Genomic DNA, 25,624 nt, shown 5'->3' with positions numbered 1-25,624 from the left:
TTTTGATTTTGATCTGCCCGCCCCGTCGGGAGGCTGAGTGGAGGTGTTCATCCGGGGAGTGGCGCGCAGCGCCGTTCGACGCAGTCGAACACGCTGCATGTAGGTCGTCGCGCAGCAGACCGGAGGGCAGTGTCCCCGGATGGATACCGGAACGAAGGAACGCCGAGCCTCAGCGAGGGGCCGGACGCTTGGGGCGAAGACTTTTGGTTACTTTTTGTCGTTTGAAAAAGTGACTCGCTGTAAGAGCGAAACCGTAAGTGGCCGTTACCGCAGGAATGGATATGTACACCTGAAAGAAACAGGTCGGCTATCAGGCCGCCATCGCGAGCAAGCTCGCTCCCACAGTTGGACTGGGTACACCTGGGGGAGGCTGGTCGGCTGTCAGGCCGCCATCGCGAGCAAGCTCGGCTCCCACAGTTGATCTGGGTACATCCGGGGGAGACTGGTCGGCTGTAAGGCCGCCTCGGCTCACTCCTCCTCACCCTCAGGCACAACCTTGTTCTGAGTCAAATAGCGGTCAAGCGTCGCATTGTTATCCGGCGAAGCACTGTCCCCGGCCACCTGCCACAACCGCCGCTCAATCCCCTGCGCCAGCAAATGCCCAACGGCCGCCTCGATCGCCGACAACACACACAACTGCGCCGGCTCATTCGTGGTGTACCCGACCTCAGCCTCCAGCAACTTCTTGAACTCGATAAACTTGAACACCCCCGCACTGCGCCCGACAGAGTAAATCGTCTTGCTGGTCATCACATTGGCCAACACCTGCCCGCTGCGCACATCCACCGCACGAAGATTCACCGACACCTGATCCACCCGATACTCCCGGGAAATATCGATCCCCAGATACCGCGCCCCTTCCCCGCCGCTGCGCACGTTGGTGTCATAGGCAATAATCCCGCCCTCAAGCATCAAATTGGCCGCCTGCAACGGTGGCAACTCACCCTGGATATTCACCGGCGTATTCGGCTTTTTCTGCGAGGCGCGAATGATCTTGCGCTCGGTCAACAGGTTCTGCAGCCCCTCACGTTCCAGCACCACAAACCAGCCACTGGCCTGCAACGCATCCATCAACATGCTCGCCGCGCCCTGGGTCACGCTGGTGGAAAACGAACTGGCCGGGGTCGGTTTGTACTGCCCGGTCTGATCCCGGAAGCCATACACCACCGCCATCAACCGCCCCTTGGGTCGTGGCATGTTCAGCAAGTCGTAATAGGTCGACGCCCGAGGTGTCAGGGTCGGTGATTCGGTGTCCTGCTCAGCCCCCACCGGCTCGCGCAAACTGCACCCTTGCAATGCCGCCAACATCAGCCCCAGCGCTATTATTTTTTTCATGTCCTTAACTCCCCAATCGATCCAAGTCCCCGTCAAGGGGCCAGGCCATTCACCTGGATTTCGGAAACTTCACCGGTCGCTCGGTCGGTCACTTCAATAGTCAGTGCACCGGAGTCGTCGATGACGTTCACAACAAAAGCGTCAGTGGTCAGGCTCCCGGCATTGCCCGCGGAGATGTTGTCCATCAACTGCCCTAGCAGCCGTGATTGCAGTTGACTGGTGAAGCGCTCCAGGGCCGACGTGCCGGCCGCGCCGGTACGGTTCTTCAAGTCAGGATCGTCATAATCGTTCTGCGCCTGGGCGTTGTTGAGCAACCAGGTCCCGTTCAACGGGTTGCCGCCAAACGACGGGTTGATCGGCGTGTAGACCAGCTCCGTGGCCTGGACCAGCCCACAGCTGCCTGCCCCTGCAAACCAGAAACCCAACAACCACATGCCCGTGCGTTTCGAGAAAGTTCCAGTACTCATAGTTCGTCCCTCTCAAGGTCGGTGGTGTCCTGCAACAAGGCTTCCAGCCTGCGCTGGACGATCTGCACGCGGACCAGATCGGCAGCCTCATAGGCCTCGTCCTTCAACTCCACAGTGTTCGGCGGCAGGAAGCGCCGATAAACCAGGCGTTGCTGATATTCCACGGTCACCAGGCTACCCCAGCGTGCCGAAGGTCGTTCACGCACCACCAGGTTGAAGTCCATCGGACTGGTGGCGCGCAGGCGTTCACTGAACGAGTAGTAAAAGTCGTGGCCGATGTGCGAGATCGTGTCGTCGACGATAAAACCCAGCATTTCGTCTTCTTCGGCGGCCGAGACGAAGGACGTCATCAGCATCAGGACCAGGGCCGGCAGCCAGTGTCTGTTCATGGCGTCACTGCCCCAGTGCCTGAGGCGTATTGGATTGGCCTTTGGGCGCGGACGCGCCATCGAGGAAGGCTTTCTCGGCCACGAACTGCCAGTCCTTGTAGCTCGCCATACCGGTGAAGTCCGACCATTGACTGGGGAAATCCGCCTGCTTGAGCGGCGTGTCCGTGGAGGGGCTGTTGAGGCCGGTGATGCGCCCGTCGAACCCGCGCATCAATGTCCATTCGCCGCCACCAATCGGGTCCGGGTAGAGGTTGCGCAAGTGGTGTTTGGGCGATGGGAAACGCTCGTCCTGCAACAGGTCCGCCAGTTCTTTCGGGTACTGGGCCAGGCCAGGTGAACTGCGGTAATAACTGCGCAATGCCTGAGCGTATTGAGTACCGACCCAGAGCAACTGACGTTCACGATCACGGCGCGACGCGGTGGACCACAACTCGCCGGCGCTGGCCAGGCCCAGGCCCATCAGCATGATCAGAAACAGCACGCCCAGATAAGTGAACCCGGCCTCGTTCGAGGGCTTACCACTCGGAATAAAGGCTGCCATCCCGCGCCCTCCCTGTGGCCCCGCTTTTGATATCGGCGACTCCGCCCGGGACGCCGTCCGGCGGCGCCACCAGCACCCAAAGGTCTTTGCGTTCGGCAATCGGGTCCATCGGCGGATTGCGCAGGTAACGCTGCTCGACCAGTTGCTCGAGGGAGTCGGGATAGCGCCCGGTGTCGCCGTAGTAGTGATCCAGTGCTTCGCGCATGGCCGACAGGCTCTGGCGCAGCGTGGTCTCTTTCGAGACCTCGAGGCTGGTGAAATAGCGTGGCAAGGCGATCGTCATCAGGGTGGCGATAATTGCCATGACCACCATCAGTTCCAGCAGGGTAAAACCCTTTTCCCGACGCATAATCTCACCACTCCCGGTAAGCGATGCCATTGAGCCCCTTGCCGCGCGCCTTGGAATAGACGTCAAAAACGTCTTCACCTTCGCGCGGGTTTTGAGCCGTACTGTCGTAGGAGCGCATGCCCCAGCCACCTTCGTCATCACGCTTGACCGGCGTCAGCGGGTCATGCGGCACGCGCCGTAAAAAGTAGAACTTGGCCCCCTTGGCGCTGCGCACATCGCGCACACCGTCCACCAGCACTTGCAGGTTCGGCGGGTAGCCGCTGCTGTTCAGGGTTTTCTCGATGTAGCCGGCGTCGAATGCACGTTTGTAGGCGTCGATGGCATCGCGAATCTGATACAGCGCCGTGCGCAATTCCTGCTCTTTGCCCCGACGCACCACGGTCTCGGTCAGCGGCGCGGCCATGCCGGCCAGCAGGCCGATCAGGGCCAGCGTCACCACAACTTCGATCAAGGTAAAACCACGTTGCGAGGCGTTCATGATCAAGGCTTCTTGACGACAACAGTGGTGGAAGTGGAAGCCACCGGCCGATCGATGTGTTCGTTCTGGATCGGCGTTTCCATGCGGCGGTCCGGCGCCTGGATGTGCATGCTGGTTTCGGTGCCGGTGGTGAACTCCATGTCCGACGGGCTCTGGTACGGCAGGTTGCGCACAATCCGCGGCGTGATCGACAGCACCAGCTCCGACTTGCCGACGGTGTCCTTGTTGCTGCCGAACAAACGGCCTAGACCTGGAATGTCGCCAAGGCCAGGGATTTTGTTGCCGGTGGCGCCATGGTCGTTGCGCATCAGGCCGGCGAGGATTTGGGTTTCGCCGTCATGCAGACGCAGGGTGGTCTGGGCGTTGCGGGTGTCGACCTGAACCGGAATCGTGCCTTGGCGGGTCGGTTCCAGCGGCGTGGCGTTACTCACTTCCAGGGCGATTTTGATCGCCACTTCGTTGTTCAGGTGCACGGTCGGCTGTACTTCAAGTTTAAGACCGACATCGAGGTAGGTGACGCTTTCGGTGATCACCGGGCCTTGAGTCGAAGGCACCGAGGTGGCGCTGATGATCGGTACGCGCTGACCAATGTGGATGCGCGCCTGTTCGCGGTTGCTGACGCGAATCACCGGGCTGGCCAGGGTGTTGATGTCATTGTCCTGGGCGTTGATCTTGGCCTGCGGCGACGGCGAGATGGAAATCCGGCTGGAGTTGATGCCTTTGAGTTGATCGAGCAGGGTCACGGCCGAGCCGTCGCTGTTGACCACGCCGAAGGTGTTCGGCCATTGCAGGCCAAGGTCGAGAATCCGCTGGGTGGCGACTTCCATCACCTCCACTTCCAGCACCACTTCAGGGTTGGACTGGTCCTGCGATTGCAGGAGTTTTTCAGCCATGCGCACAGCGTCTTCGGAGTCGCGCATGGTCAGGGTATTGAGGCGCTCGTCGACGAACACATCGCGGGTCTTGAGCATGGTTTTGATCATGTTCAGCGCGGTGTTGGCATCGATGCTGGTCAGGTAGAAGGTGCGCATCACCAGCTCTTGGTAATCCTTGAGCTTCTGTGGTGAGTCCGGGTAGATCAGCAAGGTGTTTTCGTTCACCACTTTCTGGTGCAGCTGGTTCTGTTGCAGCAGCAGTTCCACCGCGTCTTCGATGCGCACGTCACGCACGAAAATGGTGGCTTTCATGTCCGGGCGCAGGTCCTTGTCGAAGATGAAATTCAAACCGGCGACCTGCGACAGCACTTCGAAGATGGTCTTCAGGTTGGCTTCGCGAAACTCCAGGGTCACCGGCCGATCGAGTCGGGTCCGCAGTTGTGGATACGGAATCACGTTGCGGCTTTGCACCAAGCGGATGTCGCTTTGCAGCTCCAGCGCCCCTTCATTCGTCGGGTCCAGTTCGAGGATCTGTTTCACCTGGCGGTCGGCACCGTAGATGTCACCGCGACGCAGGTCGCCACGGGCCAGTTCGAGTTTTTCATCCAGGCTGCGCATGTGATCGAGCTGGCGCAGCGAGTCCTGGGCACGGCGGTTGTTCGGTTCGATGGTCAATACCCGGCTGAAAGCCTGGCGGGCAGAAGCAAAATCACGCTGGGCGCGATCCATGTCGCCCTGGGTCAACAGCGCCGTCACTGCACGGGCACGGCCACTGTTCAGGGCCAGGTGCAGCTCGGTGTCGCGAGGGTTTTCCTTCAACCCTTCCTCGATGCGGGCCAGGCCAGCTTCGTATTGCCCCGACTCCATCAGGTCGGTCGCCTCTTGCTTGGCAACCTGCGCCGAACTGCACGCGGCCAGTCCTGCACAAAGGCAAAGGTTCATCAGCAAACGGGTTCTGTTCATTGCGTGCTCCCCACAGACAAAGTCTGAGACAAATGCAGAGGCAGGTAGACGAAGCTGAGTTCCACGTCGGAAATCCCCTCGATCCGCCAGGTGTCGTCGATCACATCCCCCTTGCGCACGACGTATATTTTTTCGCCGTTCTGCAAAAACACTTGCAGGTCGGAACGGTCATTCAGCTTGCCAATGAACTGGAAAGGCATCGGTGGAGCCGTGGGGACTTGCACCACCTGGGTCAGGTTGACGGGTTGTTCGGTGACGCTGGCGACCTGCGGCTCAACCTTCCAGCTGCGGGCGGCGAACAGGTCGCCCACCGGGCTCAGGTCCTTGACCTCTGCCGGTGTTTTACCGGCGGATGCGGCGGGCAACGCACCACGGATTTTGCTTTGGGTCGGGGTGGCCACGGCGGCCACCGAAACATCGCCCTCCTCGGACGACGACGTGAAGTATTCAGGCAACCAGGTCAGCGCCGCCGCCACGCCGAAGAACGCCACCCACCCCCCTACGCGTTTGATATTCATCATGACCTCGACAGGTAAAGGGTCATGCGGATCCGCCCGGTCAGGTCGGTGTCGACGATTTTTTTACGCTGGAACTCCACGTCCTCCACCACCACCGCCGGTAACTGGCCGAGCAAGGCATGCAGGAAGCGCCGCAGTTGCGGGTAGCTGCCGCGCACCGGCAGCAGAATCTGATAACGGGCCAGGTGCGTCTTGGGGTCGATGCCCAGGGAATATTCGCCACGGGCCAGGGTGATGTGCTCCTGAGCCGCCAGCGCGTAAATCTTGTCGATGGCGACGGTGGCCTGCGGCTGGGACGGCAACTTGCTGCGGAAATCATCCAGCTGACGTTGCGGCACCACCGGCGCGGCGATACTGCCGTCTTCGACTTTGGCCAGGTATTCACCGGCTTCGCGCGTCTGCTGGCTAAGCGTTTGCAGCGACTGCCAGTCCGGCAACAGGCCGGCCAGGCCATACACCAGCGCCAGCAGCAACATCGCCAGCCCTGCCAGGCCGGGAATGCCCAGGCCTTGCAGGTATTCGTGGACGATCAATCTAGGGATTTGCATCGCCAATCTCCCAGCTAGCCGACAGGTTGAATTGCACCGGGTGTTCCGGCACGTTCGCGACGATTTCGTGGCTGAGCAGCGACACATCGGACAACTCGTCGCTGGCTTCGAGGCGGCGGTGGAAGTCGAGCATGGCTTCCAGATCCCGCGCTTCGGCGCTGATTCGCACCTGGCCTTTGCGGGCATCCGGGGTCAGGGTCAACAACGCAATGTCGTCCCGGGGCATGGCTTCGAGCATGGCGAACAGACGCTCCCAAGGCCGGCGCAATTGCTGGGACACCTTGCGCATCTCGGCCAGGTTGTGCGCCTGTTCGCGGGTTTCGGCCGGGGTCAGGCTGACCTTGCCGCCCGTGTCGCCGGTGAGTACGCGCTGAGTGGTTTGCAAGTGGCCTTGCTGTTGCGCGGCCTGTTCGCTGAGGTGCTGCTGCACCAGCACGCAGGTCAGCGTCAGCACCACGCCACCGACCAGCAGGCTCCAGCCCAAAGGGCCCGAGCGACGGCGCGGCTGGAAGTCGAGCATCAGGGCGCGCATGTCAGGCCACCGCCCGGGACATGACGTACAAGCCATCGCGTACAGATGTCCGGTCTACTTCGAGGGTGCGCAGGTGCACACCGGGTACGTCAGGACGCGAGTCAATGCGTGCCGGCGCGTGCAGGTAAACGTTCAGCGGCCGCTCGCTGGTGGACGCCTGCAATTGGCTTTCACGACCGATCAACGCGGTCAGCGCGATGTCGCTGTCGCCGCTGCCCACCGAACGCACCGCCGCCCAGCGCCCTTCCCGCGCCAGCAACAACACACTGCGCACCGGCTCGGCGACCACGAACAGGAAGTCGCCGGCGTCGAAGCTTTTGTCGAAGTGATTGAACGCCGCCATCAGGTACGGCTGCACCGAGCGCAGGCGCAGGCCACGCCCCGTGACCAGCGTGCGCAGATGCGTCAACAAGTCTTGCGGCAGCGCGGTGGCGACCCGGTCATAACCCGTCGGCTCAGCCGACAGAACCATGCTCCAGGGTTGCGTCGGTACGCCATATAGGTCTTCGAAACACAGTTGGGCAAACCCGAGCAATTCGGCCGGGCTGCTGATTTGTTCGCTCCAGGGCACCAGACAAAAGCGGCTGAAGTGGCCGGAGATCACCACACTCAATTCGGCACCGGGACGGGTGTGTTCGCCCAGCAGACGGTCGAGGGTTTCCAGCGCCACGGCCCAGGCATGGAAACCTTCGTCGATAAAACCGACGCTGCCCAGCCACAAGGTTTCACTGCCACGGCGCTGGCCCAGACCGACACCACTGGCGCCGAGCACGGCGACAAAACGATCACGAGATAAAAGTGACACGATTGATCTCCTCAAGCGTGGTCCGCCCCTCTGCAACCAGCTCCAGTGCCGACTCGCGCAACAGACGCAAGCCACGACTGCACGCCAGGGCCTTGATTTTCGAAATGGGTTGGCGCTCGACGATCATTTGCCGCAGCTCGTCGTCGAGGTGCAGCAGTTCGGCAATCGCCGTACGCCCGCGGTAACCGGTGCCCCGGCAATGACCGCAGCCCTTGCCGTGGACGAAGTGGTAGTGATCGACCTGCTGCGGATCGAGACCGGAGAGGCGCAATTCTTCATCGGTCGGGTAAGCCGGCGCGCTGCAACTGGAGCAGACCAGGCGGATTAGCCGCTGGGCCAGCACCGCATTGAGTGCCGACACGAGGCTGTAAGGGTCGATTTCCATCTGGGTGAACCGGCCGATCACGTCGAACACGTTGTTGGCGTGAATGGTGGTGAACACCAGGTGCCCGGTGAGCGCCGATTGCACGGCGATCTGCGCGGTGTCGGGGTCGCGGATTTCACCGACCATGATCTTGTCCGGGTCATGGCGCAGGATCGAGCGCAAACCACGGGCGAAGGTCAGGCCTTTCTTTTCGTTGACCGGGATTTGCAGCACGCCCGGCAGTTGGTATTCCACCGGGTCTTCAATGGTGATGATCTTTTCCACGCCGTGGTTGATCTCGGTGATCATCGCGTACAGCGTGGTGGTTTTACCGCTACCGGTGGGGCCCGTCACCAGCACCATGCCGTAAGGTTCGGCCGCCAGCCGACGCAGGTGGCGCAGGGTTTCTTCTTCAAAACCCAAGGCTTGCAACTGAACGCCGCAGACCTTGTCCGCCAGGTCCTGTTTGTCGAGGACCCGCAGCACCGCGTCTTCGCCGAAAATGCTCGGCATGATCGACACCCGAAAGTCGATCTGCCGGCCGCTGATGCCGATCTTGAAGCGACCGTCCTGGGGCACGCGTTTTTCGCCGATGTCCAGTTCGGCCATGACCTTGACCCGGGAAATCACTTGTTCGGCAAATTCGCTGCCCTGGATTTTGCTGATGTTGTTCAGCACGCCATCGATCCGGTACTTGATCACCAGGCCGCTACCGGTAGTGCCCAGATGGATATCGCTGGCGTGCATTTTCAGCGCGTCGTAGAGGGTCGAGTTGACCAGTTTGACGACGACGCTGGCGTCCTCGCTGATGCTGGTCAGGGACAGGCTTTGCAGGGTATCGGTTTCGACATTGGCGTCGGCCTGGGCGTTGAGCGATTCCACCGCGTGGAAGCTCTCTTCATGACGCGCCAGGTAGGCTTTCAGGTCGTCGGTATGCACCAGGTACAGCGGCGCGCCGTGCAGGCAGTCGTCGATCCAGGCCAGGCGTGAGGTATCGAAGGGGTCGGCAAACACGCCAATGACCGCATCGTCGTGACGCAGCAGGATGAATTCGCGTTTGAGGCATTGGGCCAGGGTGACCCGGTCGAACACCGGGGTGGCTTTGAACAGGCTGTCGGTGTCGAGCACCGGATAATGCAGGGTCGCGCCGAGGCACTGGATGAAGGGCATGGGGGCCAGTTCACACAACCCCCCGAGGGCTTCCAGTACCCGTTCGCCGGAACTGGCGGCCAGGGAGCGTGCCTGGGCCAGTTGTTCACTGGAAAAGCGAGACGGTACACAGTCCAACAGCGCCGGTTCGACGGCAAGGAATAGACGGTCCATGGCATGCTCTCCAACGCCGGGGGCTTTGAGCCCTGTCGACGCGGCAGGCCATTGCGGCAGATGCCGGAACGTCTTGTCGCGCCACTACTCCCCGGTGAGCAATTGTTCGTCGTCTGGTGCCTTGGAGGTCGATGTGTTCCGTCGACGATCTGCCAGCACCCAACTGCCGTCGTACAACTGCAGCGGGAAACTCTCGGACCTGCTCTGGCGTCGTTCGACAAAACCTTGCGAATGGCTCATGCCTGCTTTGGGTTCGCGCTCCATCCCCAGAAGGTCGCAGACTGCTCGGGCCAATTCCGCCATTGGAAACGGTTTGAACAGGATATGGCTGACTCCCAGTTGCCGGGCCCGCTCACAGACTTCAGCGGTTGGGTGCCCGGTAATCAGCACAAAATGACACTTCCTGTTCTGGCGGACAGCATCGAGCACCTCAAAGCCTTCCATGTCAGGCAAGCGGTAATCGAACACCATCACATCGGGTGAAAAACGCTCGGCCTCGCCGATTGCCATCGCACCGTCGTGAGCTATCCGGACGTCCAGCGCTTGCGCCTGAAGGTAATCCTTGAGGTTTTCGGCAAGTAGCTGTTCGTCTTCGACAACCAGTATTTTGTTTAACAAGGTCGACTCCTTGAAGCCGCAGGTCCGATGTTCCAGCCCTGGGAGTACGCGCCTTCACTGAGGCTAACGCACACTTCATGCCAGGCTGAGCGTCGGTTTTTTACCGTTGCACGTCTTTGATTTTCATGAAAAAACCATTTCGTCCAGAAACTCCATCCCCCAAAGGCGGGGAAGCACTCGGATGTACCTTGAAGCATTTCCCCACTATTGGGGGGGAACCTTCAATCATCATCAACCCGTTCGATTCGATTGTTTGATCGCAGTTGCGCGAGCACCTGTAGGCGAGCCTGAGCCTGTTGCTGTCGGGCGAGGTAAGCCCGGACCATTTCAAGCCCTTGAACCTCTGAGACATCGGTCGCCTCCAAGTGGTTCTGCACGTAGATCAAATGCCAGCCCAGCGGTGTTCGCACCGGTGTACTGACAGCCCCCGGTGCCAGGGCAAAAGCCGCTGCTTCGAATTCAGGCATCATCCGCCCACGAGGAAAATAGCCCAGATCACCGCCCTCGCTGGCGGAAGCGTCTTCGGAACCGGCCCGGGCCACGCTGGCAAAATCCTCACCCGCACTGATTTTCACACGCATCTCCTCTAAGCGTAGCCGGGCAGTTTCAACTGCGGCGGCATCCGCGCCTTGAGGCACTTTGATCAGGATATGCCGTGCCTGGATGTGTTCCGGCCGGCTCATCTCGGCGCGATGCTCTTCATAGAACGCACGGACCTGTTTTTCGTCAGGCCCGGCGACCTGCGTGAGGTTGGCAAACACTTGCTGGGCCGCGAGCTCACGGCGGGTGTATTCGGTGTAGCCGACTTCGTCGAAACCGGCGTCTTCCAGGCGCCGGGCGAACACGTCGGCACCGCCCATAGCCTGCCGGGTCTGATCGACCTGGCGCTGCACCACCGCGTCACTGACCACCACCCCGCGCTTGACGGCTTCCTGCCACAGCAGTTCTTTGTCAATCAAGGCTGTCAGTGCCGCCTGACGTAATTGTTTGTAGGCCTTGGGGTTGCGGATGTTGCCCACCGCCCGGCCCTGATCCTCCAGGTATTCGGCGAAATAACGCTCCAGGCGAAACGCGGAAATTACCTCGCCATTGACCCGCGCGGCGGCCGGGCCATTGCTGCAGAACGCCACGGGAACCCACAGCGTGAGCAGGAGCAACAGAGTCTTGAGCGCCATGATCGAGACCTCCAGTCAGGGTGTAGCGGCAACGGGTTTATAGGGCGCCACCAGATAAAATCGCTGGTCGGGCAGGTCCACGGTGACGATATGCGCGCCCCGCAAGCCGAGGCGGCGGCCCGGACCGAAGCTGATCAGCGGGGTCAGCCCGGTATCGAAGTCATGCAGGCCTTCCAGCGCACTGATGAGTTTCTCGCGGCTGGCGTCGCGCCCGGCCTGTTTCATGCCTTCGCTGAGCAGCAACATCGAACTGAACGCGCCGACTTGCAGCATCGCATGCTGACCGCCGAGCCCTTGGCGTTGGCGCAGTTGGGTCAGCGCCAGGCGTCCGGCCAGCGTCCAGTCACTGGGCACGAACGGATAAGCCAGAAACACCCGCCGGGAAAATTCACTGGGCACCTGCAACAGATCACCCGCCACCTGGTTCGACGCAGCGAACAGATAAGGCACTTGTCCCGCTGCCTGCAAACGCTCGGCGAGGCGACTGAAACCGCCGCCGCTGCCCAGGTAAAACACCGACCGCGAGCCCAGTGGCAATTCGTCTTGCGCCGAGTCGTAGACTTTCAGACTGACTTTTTGCCAGTCGTGGTCCTGCAAGTACTGGCCGAGGCTCTGCGCCGCCAACCGCTGACTGGGTTCATCCGGGTAAGTGATCAGCGTCGGTCCCTGGAGCACCCGTAAATTAGCGATGGCGTAATCGGCCAGGGCGATCAGTTGCTCGCGCAACCCCGGCAGCGGTTCGAAAATCTGCCGACTGGCCTGCGCCGTGCCCAGCAATGACAACGGTCCGATCAGTGGAACGCCGGCCCGTTCCAGGCGCGCGGCCAGGTCCGAGTCCAGTGCCGGTGCCAGCGGCGCGATCAGGGCGAACACTTGCTCCTGATCGATCAATTGATCCAGCGCCTGCTCGGCACTGGCGCGGTCCGGGCCCGGATCGAGGATGGTCAGGCGCAACTTCCGGCCATGAATCCCGCCCGCTTCGTTGATTCGCGCCACGCTGCCCTGGAGCACCGCCGCCACCGTGGCGCCCTCCTCGCTCAACGGTCCCTGGCTAGGCAACAAGGTGCCCAGGTGCAGACTGTCGGGGGTCAGGCCGGGGTCGCGGTCATCGGTCACGCGCTTGAGGTAGGCCGTGAGGTTGCGCTGATCATTCATCGACAGGACGAAGCGCGGCATCGCCGGGTCGAGCCGGTTGTTGCCCGGATCACGTCCTTCCTGGATGGCCCTCGCCAACGTGCCTTCGGTATACGCCGGGTACGCACGGCCATTGATGTGCTGCTGGCCGTAGGTGCTGGTGAGCCGCGACCAGCGCAGATCCGGCGGTCGCACCCCGCCTTCGGGCCGCCCGAGGCCATCGGCGCCGTGGCAGTTGGCACACGGCAGGCTGGTGGCGGGCAACACTATGTCCGCCGCCCCGACCCGCGCCATGATCGGCTCGCCACTCGCCGACACACCCTCGCGATACAGCCGTTTGCCGGCGCTTTCGTCAGGGCTCAGCGGCAACGCATCAGCGGCAAAATGCAGGCCGCCGAGCAGTAGCAGGCCGAGAGCGAGTGAAGTTCTCATCGCGCGGGCTCAACGACCGGCCACGGGCATTGTCAGCAACTGCAAGCGCTGGGCAATGGCGGCGGCCGGGGCATCGGGACGGATTTTGCTCCAGCGTTTGTTGGCCACGTCACCCACGATCAGCTGTGTCGAATGCTGTTCGGGGGTCGGTACGATCTGGCCGATGCGCCCCAATACAAGGTCCATCTGTGCCTTGTCGCCAGTAAGAAAAAGCCAGTGGGGGCCATCGACGCCCTGCTTCAAGGTGTAAGCCTTGAGTACCGCTGGCGTGTCGCGCAGCGGATCACTGGTAAGGGAGATAAACGTGATGCCGTCCGCCTTGTCGCCCAGCAACTCACGCACTTCCTTGAGCTTGCGGGTGATCAGCGGGCAGGCATCGTTGCAACGCGTGAAAATCACATTGAGCAGCACCACGCGGTTCTGCAGCGCGTCACTGTAGAACCGCAGGGTCTCGCCGTTCTGGTCCTGCAACGGCGTGTCGGTGAACCAGGTTTTTGCATCGCGGGTGCCACTAGCTGGCGGTGCGGCAACAGCGGCCACCGCCGATGCCGGCTCTTCGTGCCCTTCATGCGCGGACGCCAGCGAACTGAACAGGCAAAAGCAAACCGTCAGGGAGATCCAGTCGACGGCTCTCATGGCTGCTGCTCCATCGCGATGACCGTGTGCTTGGCGTGGATGTTGCGCTGGCCGCTGAGTTTCTCCACTTCACGGGCCAGCACCGTCGGGTCGGTGAAGCCGTAGTAGCGGGTCCAGTGGCGGCTGTTGCCATCCCCCACCAGAATCAATGGCTGATGACTTTTGAAGTCGCCGCTGAAGGTGCCCAGTCCCTTGAGGGTTTCGTCGATCGACTGCGAGCTGCCGGTCAGCCAGCTCCAGCCCGGGCCTTTCTGAAAGCTGCGGGCGTAGTCGTTCAGGCGTTTGGCGTCATCGCGCTGCGGGTCGATGCTGATCGACACCAGTTGCACTTCGCCGCCGACCCGGGCACCCAGCTGTTTTTGCACCTTGCCCATGATCGACGACACCACCGGGCACACCGTGGTGCAGCTGGTGTAGATGAAGCTCATGACCACAATCTTGTTGGTCACCAGGTCCTTTTCCAGGCGCACCGGTTTGCCGTTCTGGTCCACCAGCATCACGTCGGCGAACTTGACCTGGGCGCTTTCCGAACGGGTGCTTTGGGCTGGCATTTCGTGACCGGCGTGTTCATCCGCCGAGTGGGCCAGGGCCTGGCCGATACCGGCGGCCAGCAGACAGAACATCAGCAGTCCACGGTGTGCGAATCGGTTCATGTCGAAACTCCTTTCTAGTGGGCATCGCCGGGCAGGACCCGAACGCTGGCAAACGTCTTGTCATCGAAACTCGCGCCCAGCGACGCCGCGCGTACGTGCAGGTACCAGGCGCCGTTCTGATCGAGGGTCACCGGGGCTTCATAAACACCGTCGCCCACTTCCTGCGCGGCGACTTGCTGGACCCGGGACGTCGGGGCCCGGAAATAGCGCACCTGAACGTCCTTGACCCCGCTGCGCTGTGCCTTCTGCTGGCCCTGAACGATGCGAAAACGCACCACGTAAGGACTGCCGAGGGCGGCCGTGGACGTGCCGAGCATGAATTCCACCTTCGGCACCCCCGGGTGCCGGGCGAGGGTTTTATCCGGCTCAACCAAAGCCGTGAAGCAATGGATGATGTTCGGCTGGTTCAGCAGGAAGGCCACGTCGTAGCGGCCGGCGGCGGGCAGTTTGATCCGGGCGCTGTACAGCCCCGGCTCGACTTCGCGCAGGCTACGGTCGATGACCATCGCCGCCCGCGCCACTTGCCCGCGATTGGGGTAGCCGGACATCGGCGCGTTCATGCCTTCGGCGTAGAAATAAGTGGTGTTGTCCACCGGGTTGACCACAAACACCGCGTTGTCATCCCGAGACACCGCCAGGCTCGATGCCAGCGGCAGGTCACCGGCCAGCCGTGGCGCCTGAGGCCCGGCTTCGAAGCCCTGGCTGATGGGCGTGCGGCCTTCACCCAAGGACGACAGATTGATCATCGTGACCTTGGCCGAGGCCAGTCCGCGAATGTAGGCGTAGGCCTTGGTGAACACCACTTGATAAGGTTCGGCGGACACGTCCAGTTCATGGATCAACGAGTCGGTGGCCGCGTCGATTACCGAGGCCTGGTTCTCCAGGGTGTTGAGCACGATGCCGAAACGACCGTCCGCGCTGAAACCCATCGGGCCCAGGCCCTGTTTCATCTTGATCACCCGCCGTACCGTGAGGCTGGCGGTGTCGACCACGGTCACCGTGCCGTCCTTGCCATCGGCGACATACACCGCCTGGGACAGCGGCGAGTACGCCACGGACAACGGGTGCGAGCCGGTCTTGAGTTGCTTGCTGATGGTCAGGCTGGCGATGTCGATGAGGCTCACCGTCCCGTCATCGCGATTGGTGACGAAGGCAAACCGACTGTCCTTGCTGAAGGCGATTTCGTGATGCCCGGCACCGGTGGCCAGGTGCTTGAGGGTCTTGAGGCTGCGCGTGTCGATCACCGTCACCCCGGACGCCTCGGCCGACTTAGCGTTGTTGCCGACCCACAGCAAACGCTCATCCGGTTGTAATGCCAACCGTACCGGGTGGCTGCCGGCAGCCACCGAGTCGATCAACTTGAATTGCTCGCTGTCGATCACCGCAATCTCATCGGCGGTTGGCATCGAGACGAACGCCCGCTTGTTGTCTCTGGGCGTGACCCAATCCATCGGCGGCTGCTTGATATCGATCCGCGCCATCGTGCTGGTGATCCCGCCCACCGACACCGACGGATCGACCACCGAAACGCTGGCATCGCGGTTCATCACCAGCAGGAAGTAGCTGTTCAGATCGAGCATCGGCCGTGCGCCGATGCTCGATTTCAGAAACACCCCGACCCGGGATTTGCAGCTGTGTTCGCGACCCTGGGCCTGGTCGGCGGCGACGGTTTCCGGATCGAGCCAGGCACCGGGTGCGACACCCGACAGTGGTTGGCCCGAAGCGCTGTCAGCGACCCGAAAGCGCACGTCGGCGAATCCACCCTCGCGCAGCACGCCGTCCTGCGCCAGCGGCCGCACCTCGAGCGCCACCGACACCCCGTCGCGCTCAAGCGTCTTGCCGCTCCAGGTGTCCGGCAGCGCGACCTCGCTCAGCATGACCGGGTGCGCCGTGCGCCACACGCCCAGCCAGATCAGCCCCATCCCTAAAACGAGCGCACATCCGGCGATTTTGATGGTCCTGTTCATACTGCTTCTCCCCTTCAGATCTGTGTCTGCCTTTCCCTTGTAGGAGCGAGGCTTGCCCGCGAAGGCGTCATCCGCTACCCCACCAAAACCGAGGTGAACCCTTCGCGAGCAAGCTTCGCTCCTACACCTACGGTGCCGGAGCCGGTTCAGGTTCGTTGGTCACCCGCAGCAATCCCCAAAGCCCGGCAGTGTTGCCGTAGGCGCCGTAGTCACGGAACAGGTAGTCGCCCGGTATCGCGTTGCTGCCCCCGGCGCTCGGGTGCATGAAGCTGAAGTGCGCCGCTGGCAAGATGCTTTCGTGGGCGCCGATGTACATCGACATCGGGTTGAAACCGAACCGCACCGAACCCACCCCTGGGGTAGCCATTGGATAGCCACCGGTATCGCTCTTCTCCGACTGGAACGGGTTGAGCGACCAGACGTGACCATCGAGTTGGAAGGTCGTGCCACGGCTGCCACCGGTGGGCATCATGATGTGGGTGCGGAACGGTTGCCCCGGTTTCACATAGAGCACTGGCGTCTGCGGATCGCCTCCCACCAGCGCATTGCTGAAGGCCATGTGTGCGTTAGGCACGTCGCCGTAACCATGACCGTCGGCGTGCCCGAACGGCGCATCCGGTGGCAGGCCGAAGCGGAACCACATGGGTTCGGTCTTGTAGTTGATGGCCATGCTCGAGTTGTCCTGCGGATCGGTCGGTACACCGGCCTCCGAGGCAATACCTTCCACTGGACGACCATTGGCCCAGCGCATGTTCAACGCTTTCTGCCAGACCATCGCAAAATCGCGGTAGGTGGTCTGCCCCGGTGCGGTGACCGTCGCCGAGACTTTGCGTGCATCGTCAACCCAGGTCGCGCCGACCGGCAGGATGCTCATCGCCCCGCCCAGGCCTTTCTGCGGCTGTTTGATGACGTCCGCCGGGGTGAAATTCAACCCGCCAAACTCCACTGCCGTGGCGTTGATGTTGTCGACACTGCGGCCCAATTGCGTGACCGGTTTGCCTTCACGCTCCAGGTGCCCGGCGTAGTACTGATAGGTACGCGTCGGGTACGCGCCGACAGAGCCGACACGCGGCGGCACGGTCTGGATCGGGTTGGTGCCGACGTTAGTCCCGTCGGATTTGGTGATGTCGTACGCCAGCAGTTGTGCGTGCAGGCCCACTGTGCTGGATGGCCGCAACAGGTTGTTGCTGAAGGTGGTCGAGCCCTCGCCATCATTGCGGTCACGCTTGACCATACCCATCACCGTAGCCGTCTGAGTCAGATCCGGCATCACCATGGGCAGACGGTTTTCCAGCGTGATGTTGATGCAATCGCCGGCGGCCGCACGCAGCACCAGCGGTTCGACTGGCACACCGGGTTTAAGCTTGCCGGTGATCGGATCGAGATCGCCCTTGCGCACATAAAGAATCGCCGTCGGGTCATGCAACGGGCCACTTTGCCCGCCGATGGTGAAGGTCGTCCCATCCTCAGGATCGTTCACCGTCACCTGAGGAATGTTCACTGCCCGCGAGTTGTACACCAGGGTTCCGCCCGCCGGATTCAACGCCCCGCCGACGTGTTGCCCGATGCCGGCTGGATCAGCCATCGACAGATTCAACGGATTGCGAAGGATGTCGTTGGCCAGTGCCGCGACCACTTCATAATTACGTTGCGGTGTCGGCCGGGTGCCGATGCCATTGGGGTTGGCGCCGATCCGTGGGCAGATGCCATCGAACGCCACGGTGTTGCGCATACCGGCCGGTTTCGCGTTGTTCGGCAGCGCGAACAGATCGCTGCGTTGGGCCGTGTAGTTGCGCATCACGCCCCAGATCCCGCTCCAGTAACCTTCCAGGGAGGCGTCCATCGAGTACAGGTAATCCCCGGTGGTCGCGGCCGCGCTGGAGATCATCGACACCGGTGCATTGAAGCCCATCTGCTCGGAGATCCCGATCATCTGCGACGAGCGCCAGCCGGAGTTGGAGCTGTTGCCGAAACCGGAACCGCTCTGCAGCCACTTCACGCCGTGCAGGGTCACGTTGTGCTCTTCTTCATGACCACCGGCATGCACCCGCAGCCGCACGTTGTCACCGGTGTAGGTACGCAGCATCGGCGTAAACGGGTCACCCGGTTCGGCGCCGCCACGGTTGATGTGTGGCGGAAACAGCGTGGTGCCGCCGGTTGGTCCGGTGGCTGCAGTCACCAGGTTCGGCGCCAGGTTCATCGCCGGGATGGCGCGGTCGGTACGGCTTTGCATGGCGTACGCCAGGTCGCCACCGAGGCCGTCGGCCTGCATGCCGCGCTTGCCGTCCGGGCCGACCTTGTTCGGGTCGTACACCCGCAGGGCCAGCGGTTCGTTGCGGTAATTGACCACGAACATGCCAGGGTCATCGACCGAGATGGCTTGTGGGCATGGCCGGCTTGGGCAACCGGGCATCAGTCCACCGCGGGCTTCGACCACCTGTTCAAGCAAGGTCTCGGCTTCTTTGCGCACCGGCGGGTTGATTGCGTAGCGGAAGCTGTCAGCGGTGGCCGGGAAGGCTTGAGCATTCGGCACGCCGTTAGGGCCAGCGCCGACGTACACACCGGCTTCATAGGCGTGCTGGAAGTCGCTGTATTCGAGGAAGAACTCACGGAAGCTGTCGTTCTTGCCGTCGCCGTCCAGGTCACCGGTGGACACCACCGCTTGCCACGAGGTTGGCCCGCCGTCCTGCCGCGCGCCGCTGTACAACGGCTCGCCGGTTTCGGCGTGGAACCAGGTCGAACCGGCCGGTTCTGCCAACACGGTGGCGTACAGACCGATCTGTTGGTGAGTCGATGGGCCGAGGTGGTCGTGGGTGAAAATGGTTCCCAGGCCACGGTCGACACCTTTGGCGTTCACCACCGGATCGGCAAACCAGCGCTGCATCGCGGTGCGCGCGCCGACCCAGTCGGCCCGGCCGTATTGGCCGAAGAACGGGTGAGCCTTGGCTTTCGGGCAGGCCGGCGTGCCGTCACGCGGATCGGTGCCTTGGCACTGGTTGAACTCGCGAATGGCGTGGATGCGTTCTTGCACGGCACCGGGGGAAAGCACGCCGTCTTCGTAGTTCCAGCCATTGGCCGAGCCGTCGGCGGCCGTCAGGTCCCATTTCGGCAGGTGAATGTGCTGGCCGATGACGTCGGTCGGCGTGCGCACCTGATAGTCGTCCATTTCATAAGTGGCCGGCACCAGGTTGGTTTGCTGGTACTGCACGCAATCGAAAGTGTTCATGCGCATCACCAAAGGCTCTGGCGGACGCTGCTTGGTAATCACCGGCCAGGCGTCTTCCCACAGCGCGAGAATGCGCGCTTGCGGGAAGTGATAACCGACCTTGTTGTAGACCGCATCGAACTGAATATTCGCAGCTTTATAGACCCGTGGACGGTCGGCGGTGAACGTCGAGGAACCGCTGAAGGACAGGCCGTCAATCCGTTCACCGCTGTTGAACTCACCGGTGCCGGCGCTGCTGGTCAGGCGTTTTTGCCGGTCATCCATGCACGGTTCGTAATACGGTGCGCCCGCGATCGGCAAGGCGCCGTTGGTGCGGAAGTTGCGCGCCACGATTTGATTACCGGGCAGCACGGCGAAGCTTGGGTGGTCTTTTTTGGCGTGGAACGCCATGGCCGCCTGTTCGACTTCGGTGCCCTCTTCCGGCATGTAAATCGGTTTGGCGCGCGTCACTTCCTTGGAGAAATCCAGGGACGTGGTAATGGTGTGCGCCTGGCCACCGGAGGAGAAACCGTCCAGAGAATGGCGCCCCAGGCCGCCGTCCCAGCCACCGGACTGAGCCGGGTCGAGATTGGCCCACAAAGCGTTGCCGCTGGTTTTCAAGGCCTGTGCCTTGGCAGCGTCGAGCATGTCCAGCGGTGGGGTCGGTGGGCGTTGGCCGACCGAGCTTTCCATGCCGCCGATCCAGAACGGATAGCCTGGGTTTTTCAGGCTGCCGTCGGCATTGCGGTTGGCTGCACTGCGATCCACCAGGGCCAGGGAACCAATGGCCTTAGCGCCGCCGTTGCCGCTGAGTTGTTCTTCGTCGTCATCCTCCTCGTCATCGTCGTCATCACCACCGGCCACCAGGGTTTCGCCGATTTTCGGCACGACCGCGACTTTGCCCGGCATCGGCGGCATGGCTTTGCCTGGCAGCGGCACAACGGCTGGAATCGGTGTACCGGCAACGATCTCGCCATCGGGCAAGGCCCGGGCGCCAGCGGCCGGTTTACCGCTGCGCAGTGCATAAGGTTCGCTGTGATAACCGTCGGCGCCCTGTTGGGACACCTCGAGTTTGGTGCCCTCTTCGAATACGTCATGCACCCGCCACATGCTCCACATGCCTTGGGCAAAGTGCGGATAGAAATGGCAGTGATAGATCGCATCGCCCGCGACCCGGTTGCGGTTGCCCGAACCACCGTTGGCGATTTCGTAGGTGTAACCGGCGCCCGGACCGATGCCTTGGGCGTCCATATAGTCGGAGTTGTCGTCATTGGGGTTGAACAACCACTGGTGCCCGTGCAGGTGGAAAATGTGCTGCTCGTGACCGTTGTGGGTGTTGCGGAATTTGATGAAGTCGCCGATGTAGCTGTGGTTGACGTTGGACGGCTCGGACGGGTACAGCGCCATGGTCGCCTTGACCCCGATCTGATCGGCGCTCGGCGTTTCACCGGGACGAATGTTTTCCAGGCCGGCGTTGGCCGGCACGTCAACCAGCATCGCCACGTCGCCGACGGTGTGCGAGCTGAGGAAAAATTCCTCATAGGCGCAGGACAGGCAATCGTGCATCGGCCCGACGCCCAAACGGTTGGCGACCACTTCGGCGCCCATGCCACCGGAGCCATAGTTGATCATGAACGAATCGCGGGTCGGCTCCAGCACATGGGCCATCACCGGGTCCGCCCAGTAAGCGGGGAACGCCTGGGTCGCGGCGGTTTCATCCTGGAACTGCGAGGCGAAATCGCGGAACGGTTCCAGACGATTCGGGATCGCCGGGTTGCGTTTGCCGATGGCTTCCAGCGGATAGGTCGAGGGCGGGAAGCTGCCGTCGGCGTTACTGCCCATCACGATCGCGTCGCTCTCGCTGGAAATGATTTCATTGCCGTCGACCATGTTGATGATCGGCGTGCCGGCCTTGCCTTCACGTATCCACGGCTCGCGCTGCGGGTAGCGCGCCTGGTAATCGACAATCGGTTGACCGGCCGGGGTGCGGCCGACGCTGGCCAGGCGCATCTCTTCTTCGGTCACGGTGTTGCGATAGGTGCGGCCGCCCTTGGGCACCACTACCACTTGGCCGAACAGTCCGTTGGCCACGTTGCCCGCATCCCCTTCTCCGCCGAAGGTCGCGCCACGGCTGCTGGCGGCAAACGCCCCTTCGCGCTCGGCGTACAAGGTGTAGGAACGGGTGGCGCCGGGGGCAATCAGGGTATTGGCGTTGCGCCCGGTATAGGACGCAATGTCGTCGATGCTGTTGACCGCTTGCATGCCATTGACCTGGAAGCCGACGTGACGGTCGGTGACTTGCTCATCGACTTTGAAGTTTTCTTCGTTGCCGATGGCGACTTCGCCCTCAATCTCACCCTCCTCCCCGTTTTCATGACTGCCGGGGTTGGCCTGGTAGGCGAGCAGGTTCTGCAGGTTGATGGTCAGGCAGTCACCGGCAGCGACGCGCAGTACCAGTGGACGCGGACGCTTGTCGGGCCGCAGCGAGACTTTGCCCGGCACCGCCGCACCGCCCTGGGCCAGGGACATCTGGTGGTCATCGACCACATCGCGGCGCAGGGCGAACATCATGCCGTTGGCGTTCTGCGCGCCGAGGCGGTTGAACATCAGCGGCTGATCCAGCGCCACGACGTTGGCCACCAGATTGCGCTCGCAGCGCACGGCTGCCTCAGCCAGTTCGATGCCCAGCATCGATGCCACCAACAGCAGCAGATTTAACAAGGACGGAGCGTGGGGTATGCCGGTCATGATCACGGGCCTCGCTGGGGTACTCATTAGGAATAAGTCTCGACAAATCCCCTTGAGCAATCCGCATGCCACAAATAATTTTGTTGTTTTTCAAACAGTTAGATAAACGACTTAACAACTAGGGGGATATTCCCCACCCATTTCCCCCACTTTCCGGTCGGGGCCATCATTCCCCACTATTGGGGAACGTGCCCCACTGTCGCCAATCACAACGGCGCATCCGCGGCCAGGCCCTGCAAGCGTCGGTATTGGCGCAAGACACTGGGCACGTAACGCTGGGTTTCGGCGAACGGCGGGATCACCCCGCCACGGCTGAGCACCGCTTGCGGCCCGGCGTTGTAGGCCGCCACGGCGAGGCTGATGTCGTTATCGAACAGGGTCATCAGGTGCTTCAGGTACTTGGCGCCACCCTGAATGTTGGCTTTCGGGTCGTAGACATTCTTCACCCCCAAATCCCGGGCGGTGCCAGGCATCAATTGCATCAACCCGCCCGCGCCTTTGGGTGACCGCGCACGGGAGTCATACGCGGACTCGGCCTGGATCACCGCATGCAACAGCGCTGCCGGCAATTCATTGGCCGTGGCAGCCGCCGAAACCAGCTCGGCATAGGGCTGCCGGGCAATCATCTGGGGTTGTTGATCCATGCTGACCCGGGTGGGTTCTGGCTCGTGAATCACCCGTTCATAGGTGCGGCCGGGACGGTGGACATTGGACAGAACGTAGCTGCCCTTGGCGTCCACGGAAACGAACACATCGGCCTGTACGACGCCGGTCAGCACCAGCAGACCGAGCAGTCCTGTGGTGAGTGTTTTCATTTTTCTGCCTCCCCTGCCCGGCCCCGAAAAACGGGGCTATTGCCCCAATGGCCGGTAGTAAACCAGCCATATGCAAGCCCTGCGCCGGATGCGCAAAGGCCGGTAATTCAGGGGTTGCAGAAGAGTGTCCGGGCATGTGCATGGCAATTGCATAAGCCTTCACGGCGACCCTTCTGCCGACTGTGTGAGGTCATCATGAATCAGCGTTTGCGATCCGCCCCGCGTGTTCAACGCGGGTTCACCCTGCTCGAACTGTTGGTGGTGTTGGTGGTGCTGGGGCTGTTGGCTGGCATCGTCGCGCCGAAGTATTTCGCCCAACTGGGCCGCTCCGAAGTGAAGGTGGCCAAGGCGCAAATAGAAGGCCTGGGCAAAGCACTGGACTTGTACCGTCTGGAGGTCGGTCATTACCCGTCGACCGAACAGGGTTTGCAGGCGCTGGTCACCGCGCCCAGCGATGAAACCAAATGGACCGGTCCTTACTTGCAGAAAAAACTCCCGCAGGACCCGTGGGGCCGTAACTACACCTATCGCTGCCCCGGCGAAAACGGCGAATACGACTTGTTGTCCATGGGCAAGGACGGTCAACCCGGCGGCGAAGGCGAAAACGCCGAAGTCACCAGCTGGCAATGACGGGAGGCGATCATGCGTTTTCATCTCAAAGCCGTTGGCAAGGCCGGCGTCGTCTCGATGACTGTCGAGGCGCTGGGCCACAGCGAAGCCCGGCGCATCGTCGAAGACCAGGGCTATCGGGTGATCAGCCTGTACGCCGAACGTCACTGGCGTGCGCTGCGGGTTCGACAGCGCGAGTCCTTCAACCTGGTGCTGTTCAGCCAGGAACTGACGACGTTGCTCAATGCGGGCCTGCCGCTGATCGATGCGCTGGAAAGCCTCGCGGAAAAAGAGAACGCGCCCCAGGCCCGCAAGACCTTGAGCGAACTGGTGCGCCTGCTTTATGAAGGCAAATCGTTCTCCCAGGCGCTGGCCCAGTTGTCGGCGGTTTTCCCTCCGCTCTACGTAGCGCTGGTTCAGTCCAGCGAGAAGACCGGCGCCGTGGGCGATGCCCTGGGCCGCTATGTCAGCTATCGCCAGCGCATGGACGAGGTTCGGCAAAAAATCGTCAGCGCTTCGATCTACCCCCTGCTGTTGCTGGTGGTGGGCGGTGGCGTGGTGTTGTTTCTGATGGGCTACGTGGTGCCGCGTTTCAGCCTGGTGTTCGAAGGGCTGGGATCGAACCTGCCGTGGCTGTCGCAGATCCTGATGAGCAGCGGGATGTTTCTGCACGCCCATCAGGGCGAATTCTTCGGCGCATTGCTGGCGATCATCGTCGCCCTCACCTTGCTCCAGCGCCAACCGGCCTTTCGTCGAGGCCTGGACCGTGTGATTGAAAAACTCCCGGCGGTCCATCAACGCATTTTCATGTACGAACTGGCGCGCTTCTATCGCTCGCTGGGAATTCTGCTGCAAGGCGGCATTCCCCTCGTCACCGCCATGGGCATGGTTCGCGGCCTGCTCACCGTCGCCTCCCGCGCGCGCCTGGACCAGGCCAGTGAACGGGTGCGCGAGGGCCAGTCACTGTCGACCGCCCTGGAACTCAATCATCTGGTGACCCCCGTGTCCCTGCGCTTGCTGCGTGCCGGTGAGCAGTCCGGCAACCTGGGGCAAATGATGGAGCGTAGCGCCGACTTCTACGACGAAGAAATCAGCCGCTGGATCGAATGGTTCGTGCGGCTGTTCGAGCCCTTGCTCATGACCTTCATCGGTCTGCTGATCGGGGTGATCGTGATCCTGATGTACATCCCGATTTTCGAGCTGGCCTCGAGTATTCACTGACCCTCTGGAGCGGGGTCGAGTTGTACCGTTCATCGTTCATCCACGTTGCCACTGAATTAATCAGCGCGCTGCGGTGTTTACCCATTGAATCAAGCAGCACGTTGCATTGTTCATCAACGTTCCAACCCGAATCAAGAAGACGGAGAACGACATGCACATCAACAAGCTTTTACTGGCAGTAGCGATTGGCGCAGTTCTGTCGGCGTCTACCGTATTGATTCCGGACAGCCTGTCCGGTGTATCGAGCGCACAGGCCAAGGACGGCGGGAGTGGCGGAGGTGGTGGCGGCTCTGGTGGCGGGGGCGGTGGTGGCTCTGGCGGTGGAGGCTCTGGTGGTGGCGGGGGCGGCTCTGGCGGTGGCGGCGGCAGTGGTGGAAGCGGTGGCGGTGGCAATGGCAATGGCGGCAGTCACGGTGGAAGCGGCAGTGGTGGCAACAGTGGCAGCGGTCACGCCGGCAGCGACCATGGCTCGGGACACTCAGGGAATACAGCCTCCTCCGGGCGTAGCGGCACTCATGCCGAACCGGGTGACGATCATGGCGTTCATCAAGCGGGCGAAGTGGGCCACAATCGCGGGGTTCATCGCGCTGGTGAAATCGGCGACGATCACGGTGTGCATCGCGCCGGTGAAGTGGGCCACAATCGCGGGGTTCATCACACCGGTGAAATCGGCGACGATCACGGCGTGCATCGCGCGGGTGAAATCGGTGACGACCACGGCGTACATGTCGGCGGTGAACCGGGTGACGACCATGGTGTGCATGTGGGTGGCGAGCCAGGCGATGACAAAAGGTCCTGACATCCACTGATGCCCAAACAACACTACCCCCCTGTGGGAGATTCTATGTTGCCCCGCAACCCTGAATTCTCAGGCTGACAAGTATTCGCTCTGATTTTTCATCAGGGCGAATGCCACCCGACAGA

At 62.0% G+C, this 25,624-nt stretch carries 23 protein-coding genes; 3 read left to right on the top strand and 20 right to left on the bottom strand.

Annotated elements, in window-relative coordinates:
- Positions 1 to 468 precede the first annotated feature (468 nt).
- The 20 genes from QF010_RS18960 to QF010_RS18865 all read right to left on the bottom strand — a co-directional run bounded on the left by QF010_RS18960 (position 469) and on the right by QF010_RS18865 (position 22,870).
- A complete protein-coding gene (locus QF010_RS18960) occupies positions 469 to 1,335 on the bottom strand; it encodes a CsgG/HfaB family protein (protein WP_033058831.1) in 867 nt (288 codons plus the stop codon).
- A gap of 32 nt (positions 1,336 to 1,367) precedes the next feature.
- The gene (locus tag QF010_RS18955) at positions 1,368 to 1,802 is read right to left on the bottom strand and encodes a curli assembly protein CsgF (protein ID WP_033058833.1); all 435 of its coding nucleotides are present in this window, start codon (positions 1,800 to 1,802) and stop codon (positions 1,368 to 1,370) included.
- A complete protein-coding gene (gene csgE, locus QF010_RS18950; RefSeq protein WP_429509261.1) occupies positions 1,799 to 2,191 on the bottom strand; it encodes a curli production assembly/transport protein CsgE in 393 nt (130 codons plus the stop codon). The genes QF010_RS18955 and csgE overlap by 4 nt, the downstream gene beginning before the upstream one ends.
- A gap of 4 nt (positions 2,192 to 2,195) precedes the next feature.
- Positions 2,196 to 2,732, bottom strand: a complete 537-nt coding sequence (locus tag QF010_RS18945) for a type II secretion system protein (RefSeq protein ID WP_033058836.1) — start codon at positions 2,730 to 2,732, stop codon at positions 2,196 to 2,198.
- Positions 2,707 to 3,081 (bottom strand): type II secretion system protein, encoded by a 375-nt coding sequence (locus QF010_RS18940; RefSeq protein WP_033058838.1) that lies wholly within the window; start codon positions 3,079 to 3,081, stop codon positions 2,707 to 2,709. Before QF010_RS18940 ends, QF010_RS18945 begins: the two co-directional genes overlap by 26 nt.
- A 4-nt stretch (positions 3,082 to 3,085) precedes the next feature.
- Positions 3,086 to 3,559, bottom strand: a complete 474-nt coding sequence (locus tag QF010_RS18935) for a type II secretion system protein (RefSeq protein WP_033058840.1) — start codon at positions 3,557 to 3,559, stop codon at positions 3,086 to 3,088.
- A gap of 2 nt (positions 3,560 to 3,561) precedes the next feature.
- Complete coding sequence (locus tag QF010_RS18930) at positions 3,562 to 5,397, bottom strand: secretin N-terminal domain-containing protein (protein ID WP_429509260.1); 1,836 nt, start codon at positions 5,395 to 5,397, stop codon at positions 3,562 to 3,564.
- A complete protein-coding gene (locus tag QF010_RS18925) occupies positions 5,394 to 5,915 on the bottom strand; it encodes a hypothetical protein (protein WP_429533677.1) in 522 nt (173 codons plus the stop codon). The genes QF010_RS18930 and QF010_RS18925 overlap by 4 nt, the downstream gene beginning before the upstream one ends.
- The gene (locus QF010_RS18920; protein ID WP_033058844.1) at positions 5,915 to 6,463 is read right to left on the bottom strand and encodes a type IV pilus inner membrane component PilO; all 549 of its coding nucleotides are present in this window, start codon (positions 6,461 to 6,463) and stop codon (positions 5,915 to 5,917) included. The genes QF010_RS18925 and QF010_RS18920 overlap by 1 nt, the downstream gene beginning before the upstream one ends.
- Positions 6,450 to 6,995: a PilN domain-containing protein gene (locus QF010_RS18915; protein ID WP_429533676.1), complete on the bottom strand. Its 546-nt coding sequence runs from the start codon at positions 6,993 to 6,995 to the stop codon at positions 6,450 to 6,452. Before QF010_RS18915 ends, QF010_RS18920 begins: the two co-directional genes overlap by 14 nt.
- Position 6,996: 1 nt before the next feature.
- Entirely contained in the window at positions 6,997 to 7,800 is an 804-nt protein-coding gene (locus QF010_RS18910; protein WP_033058847.1) for a hypothetical protein, read from the bottom strand.
- Entirely contained in the window at positions 7,781 to 9,487 is a 1,707-nt protein-coding gene (locus QF010_RS18905) for a GspE/PulE family protein (protein WP_429509255.1), read from the bottom strand. Before QF010_RS18905 ends, QF010_RS18910 begins: the two co-directional genes overlap by 20 nt.
- Positions 9,488 to 9,571: 84 nt before the next feature.
- The gene (locus tag QF010_RS18900; protein ID WP_033058851.1) at positions 9,572 to 10,105 is read right to left on the bottom strand and encodes a response regulator; all 534 of its coding nucleotides are present in this window, start codon (positions 10,103 to 10,105) and stop codon (positions 9,572 to 9,574) included.
- Positions 10,106 to 10,326: 221 nt separating this feature from the next.
- Complete coding sequence (locus QF010_RS18895) at positions 10,327 to 11,280, bottom strand: peptidylprolyl isomerase (RefSeq protein ID WP_033058852.1); 954 nt, start codon at positions 11,278 to 11,280, stop codon at positions 10,327 to 10,329.
- Positions 11,281 to 11,295: 15 nt separating this feature from the next.
- On the bottom strand, positions 11,296 to 12,846 hold the full coding sequence (locus QF010_RS18890; protein ID WP_033058854.1) for a cytochrome c/ABC transporter substrate-binding protein: 1,551 nt from the start codon (positions 12,844 to 12,846) through the stop codon (positions 11,296 to 11,298).
- A gap of 9 nt (positions 12,847 to 12,855) precedes the next feature.
- Positions 12,856 to 13,482 carry an SCO family protein gene (locus QF010_RS18885; protein ID WP_429509254.1) on the bottom strand — a complete coding sequence of 209 codons (627 nt, stop codon included), beginning with the start codon at positions 13,480 to 13,482 and terminating at the stop codon, positions 12,856 to 12,858.
- Positions 13,479 to 14,135: an SCO family protein gene (locus tag QF010_RS18880; protein ID WP_033058857.1), complete on the bottom strand. Its 657-nt coding sequence runs from the start codon at positions 14,133 to 14,135 to the stop codon at positions 13,479 to 13,481. The genes QF010_RS18885 and QF010_RS18880 overlap by 4 nt, the downstream gene beginning before the upstream one ends.
- Before the next feature lie 14 nt (positions 14,136 to 14,149).
- Entirely contained in the window at positions 14,150 to 16,102 is a 1,953-nt protein-coding gene (locus QF010_RS18875) for a YncE family protein (protein ID WP_429533675.1), read from the bottom strand.
- Positions 16,103 to 16,229: 127 nt separating this feature from the next.
- Positions 16,230 to 22,055, bottom strand: coding sequence for a manganese-oxidizing multicopper oxidase MnxG (gene mnxG, locus QF010_RS18870; RefSeq protein ID WP_429533674.1), 5,826 nt, complete (start codon positions 22,053 to 22,055; stop codon positions 16,230 to 16,232).
- A gap of 206 nt (positions 22,056 to 22,261) precedes the next feature.
- Positions 22,262 to 22,870 carry a lytic transglycosylase domain-containing protein gene (locus QF010_RS18865; protein ID WP_033058864.1) on the bottom strand — a complete coding sequence of 203 codons (609 nt, stop codon included), beginning with the start codon at positions 22,868 to 22,870 and terminating at the stop codon, positions 22,262 to 22,264.
- Positions 22,871 to 23,065: 195 nt separating this feature from the next.
- Between QF010_RS18865 and gspG the strand changes: the two genes are divergently transcribed.
- The 3 genes from gspG (at position 23,066) to QF010_RS18850 (ending at position 25,499) form a co-directional block, all read left to right on the top strand.
- Positions 23,066 to 23,500 (top strand): type II secretion system major pseudopilin GspG, encoded by a 435-nt coding sequence (gspG, locus tag QF010_RS18860; protein ID WP_033058866.1) that lies wholly within the window; start codon positions 23,066 to 23,068, stop codon positions 23,498 to 23,500.
- 12 nt (positions 23,501 to 23,512) lie between these two features.
- Positions 23,513 to 24,700, top strand: a complete 1,188-nt coding sequence (locus QF010_RS18855; RefSeq protein WP_429533673.1) for a type II secretion system F family protein — start codon at positions 23,513 to 23,515, stop codon at positions 24,698 to 24,700.
- A 151-nt stretch (positions 24,701 to 24,851) separates the two neighbouring features.
- Complete coding sequence (locus tag QF010_RS18850; RefSeq protein ID WP_429533672.1) at positions 24,852 to 25,499, top strand: hypothetical protein; 648 nt, start codon at positions 24,852 to 24,854, stop codon at positions 25,497 to 25,499.
- The last annotated feature ends 125 nt before the right edge of the window (positions 25,500 to 25,624 follow it).

Origin of the sequence: Pseudomonas silensiensis (assembly GCF_050434865.1) — a bacterium.
GTDB lineage: Bacteria > Pseudomonadota > Gammaproteobacteria > Pseudomonadales > Pseudomonadaceae > Aquipseudomonas > Aquipseudomonas fluorescens_W.
The sequence above is the reverse complement of the archived record's forward strand: the minus strand, read 5'-3'. Positions and strand labels throughout refer to the sequence as shown.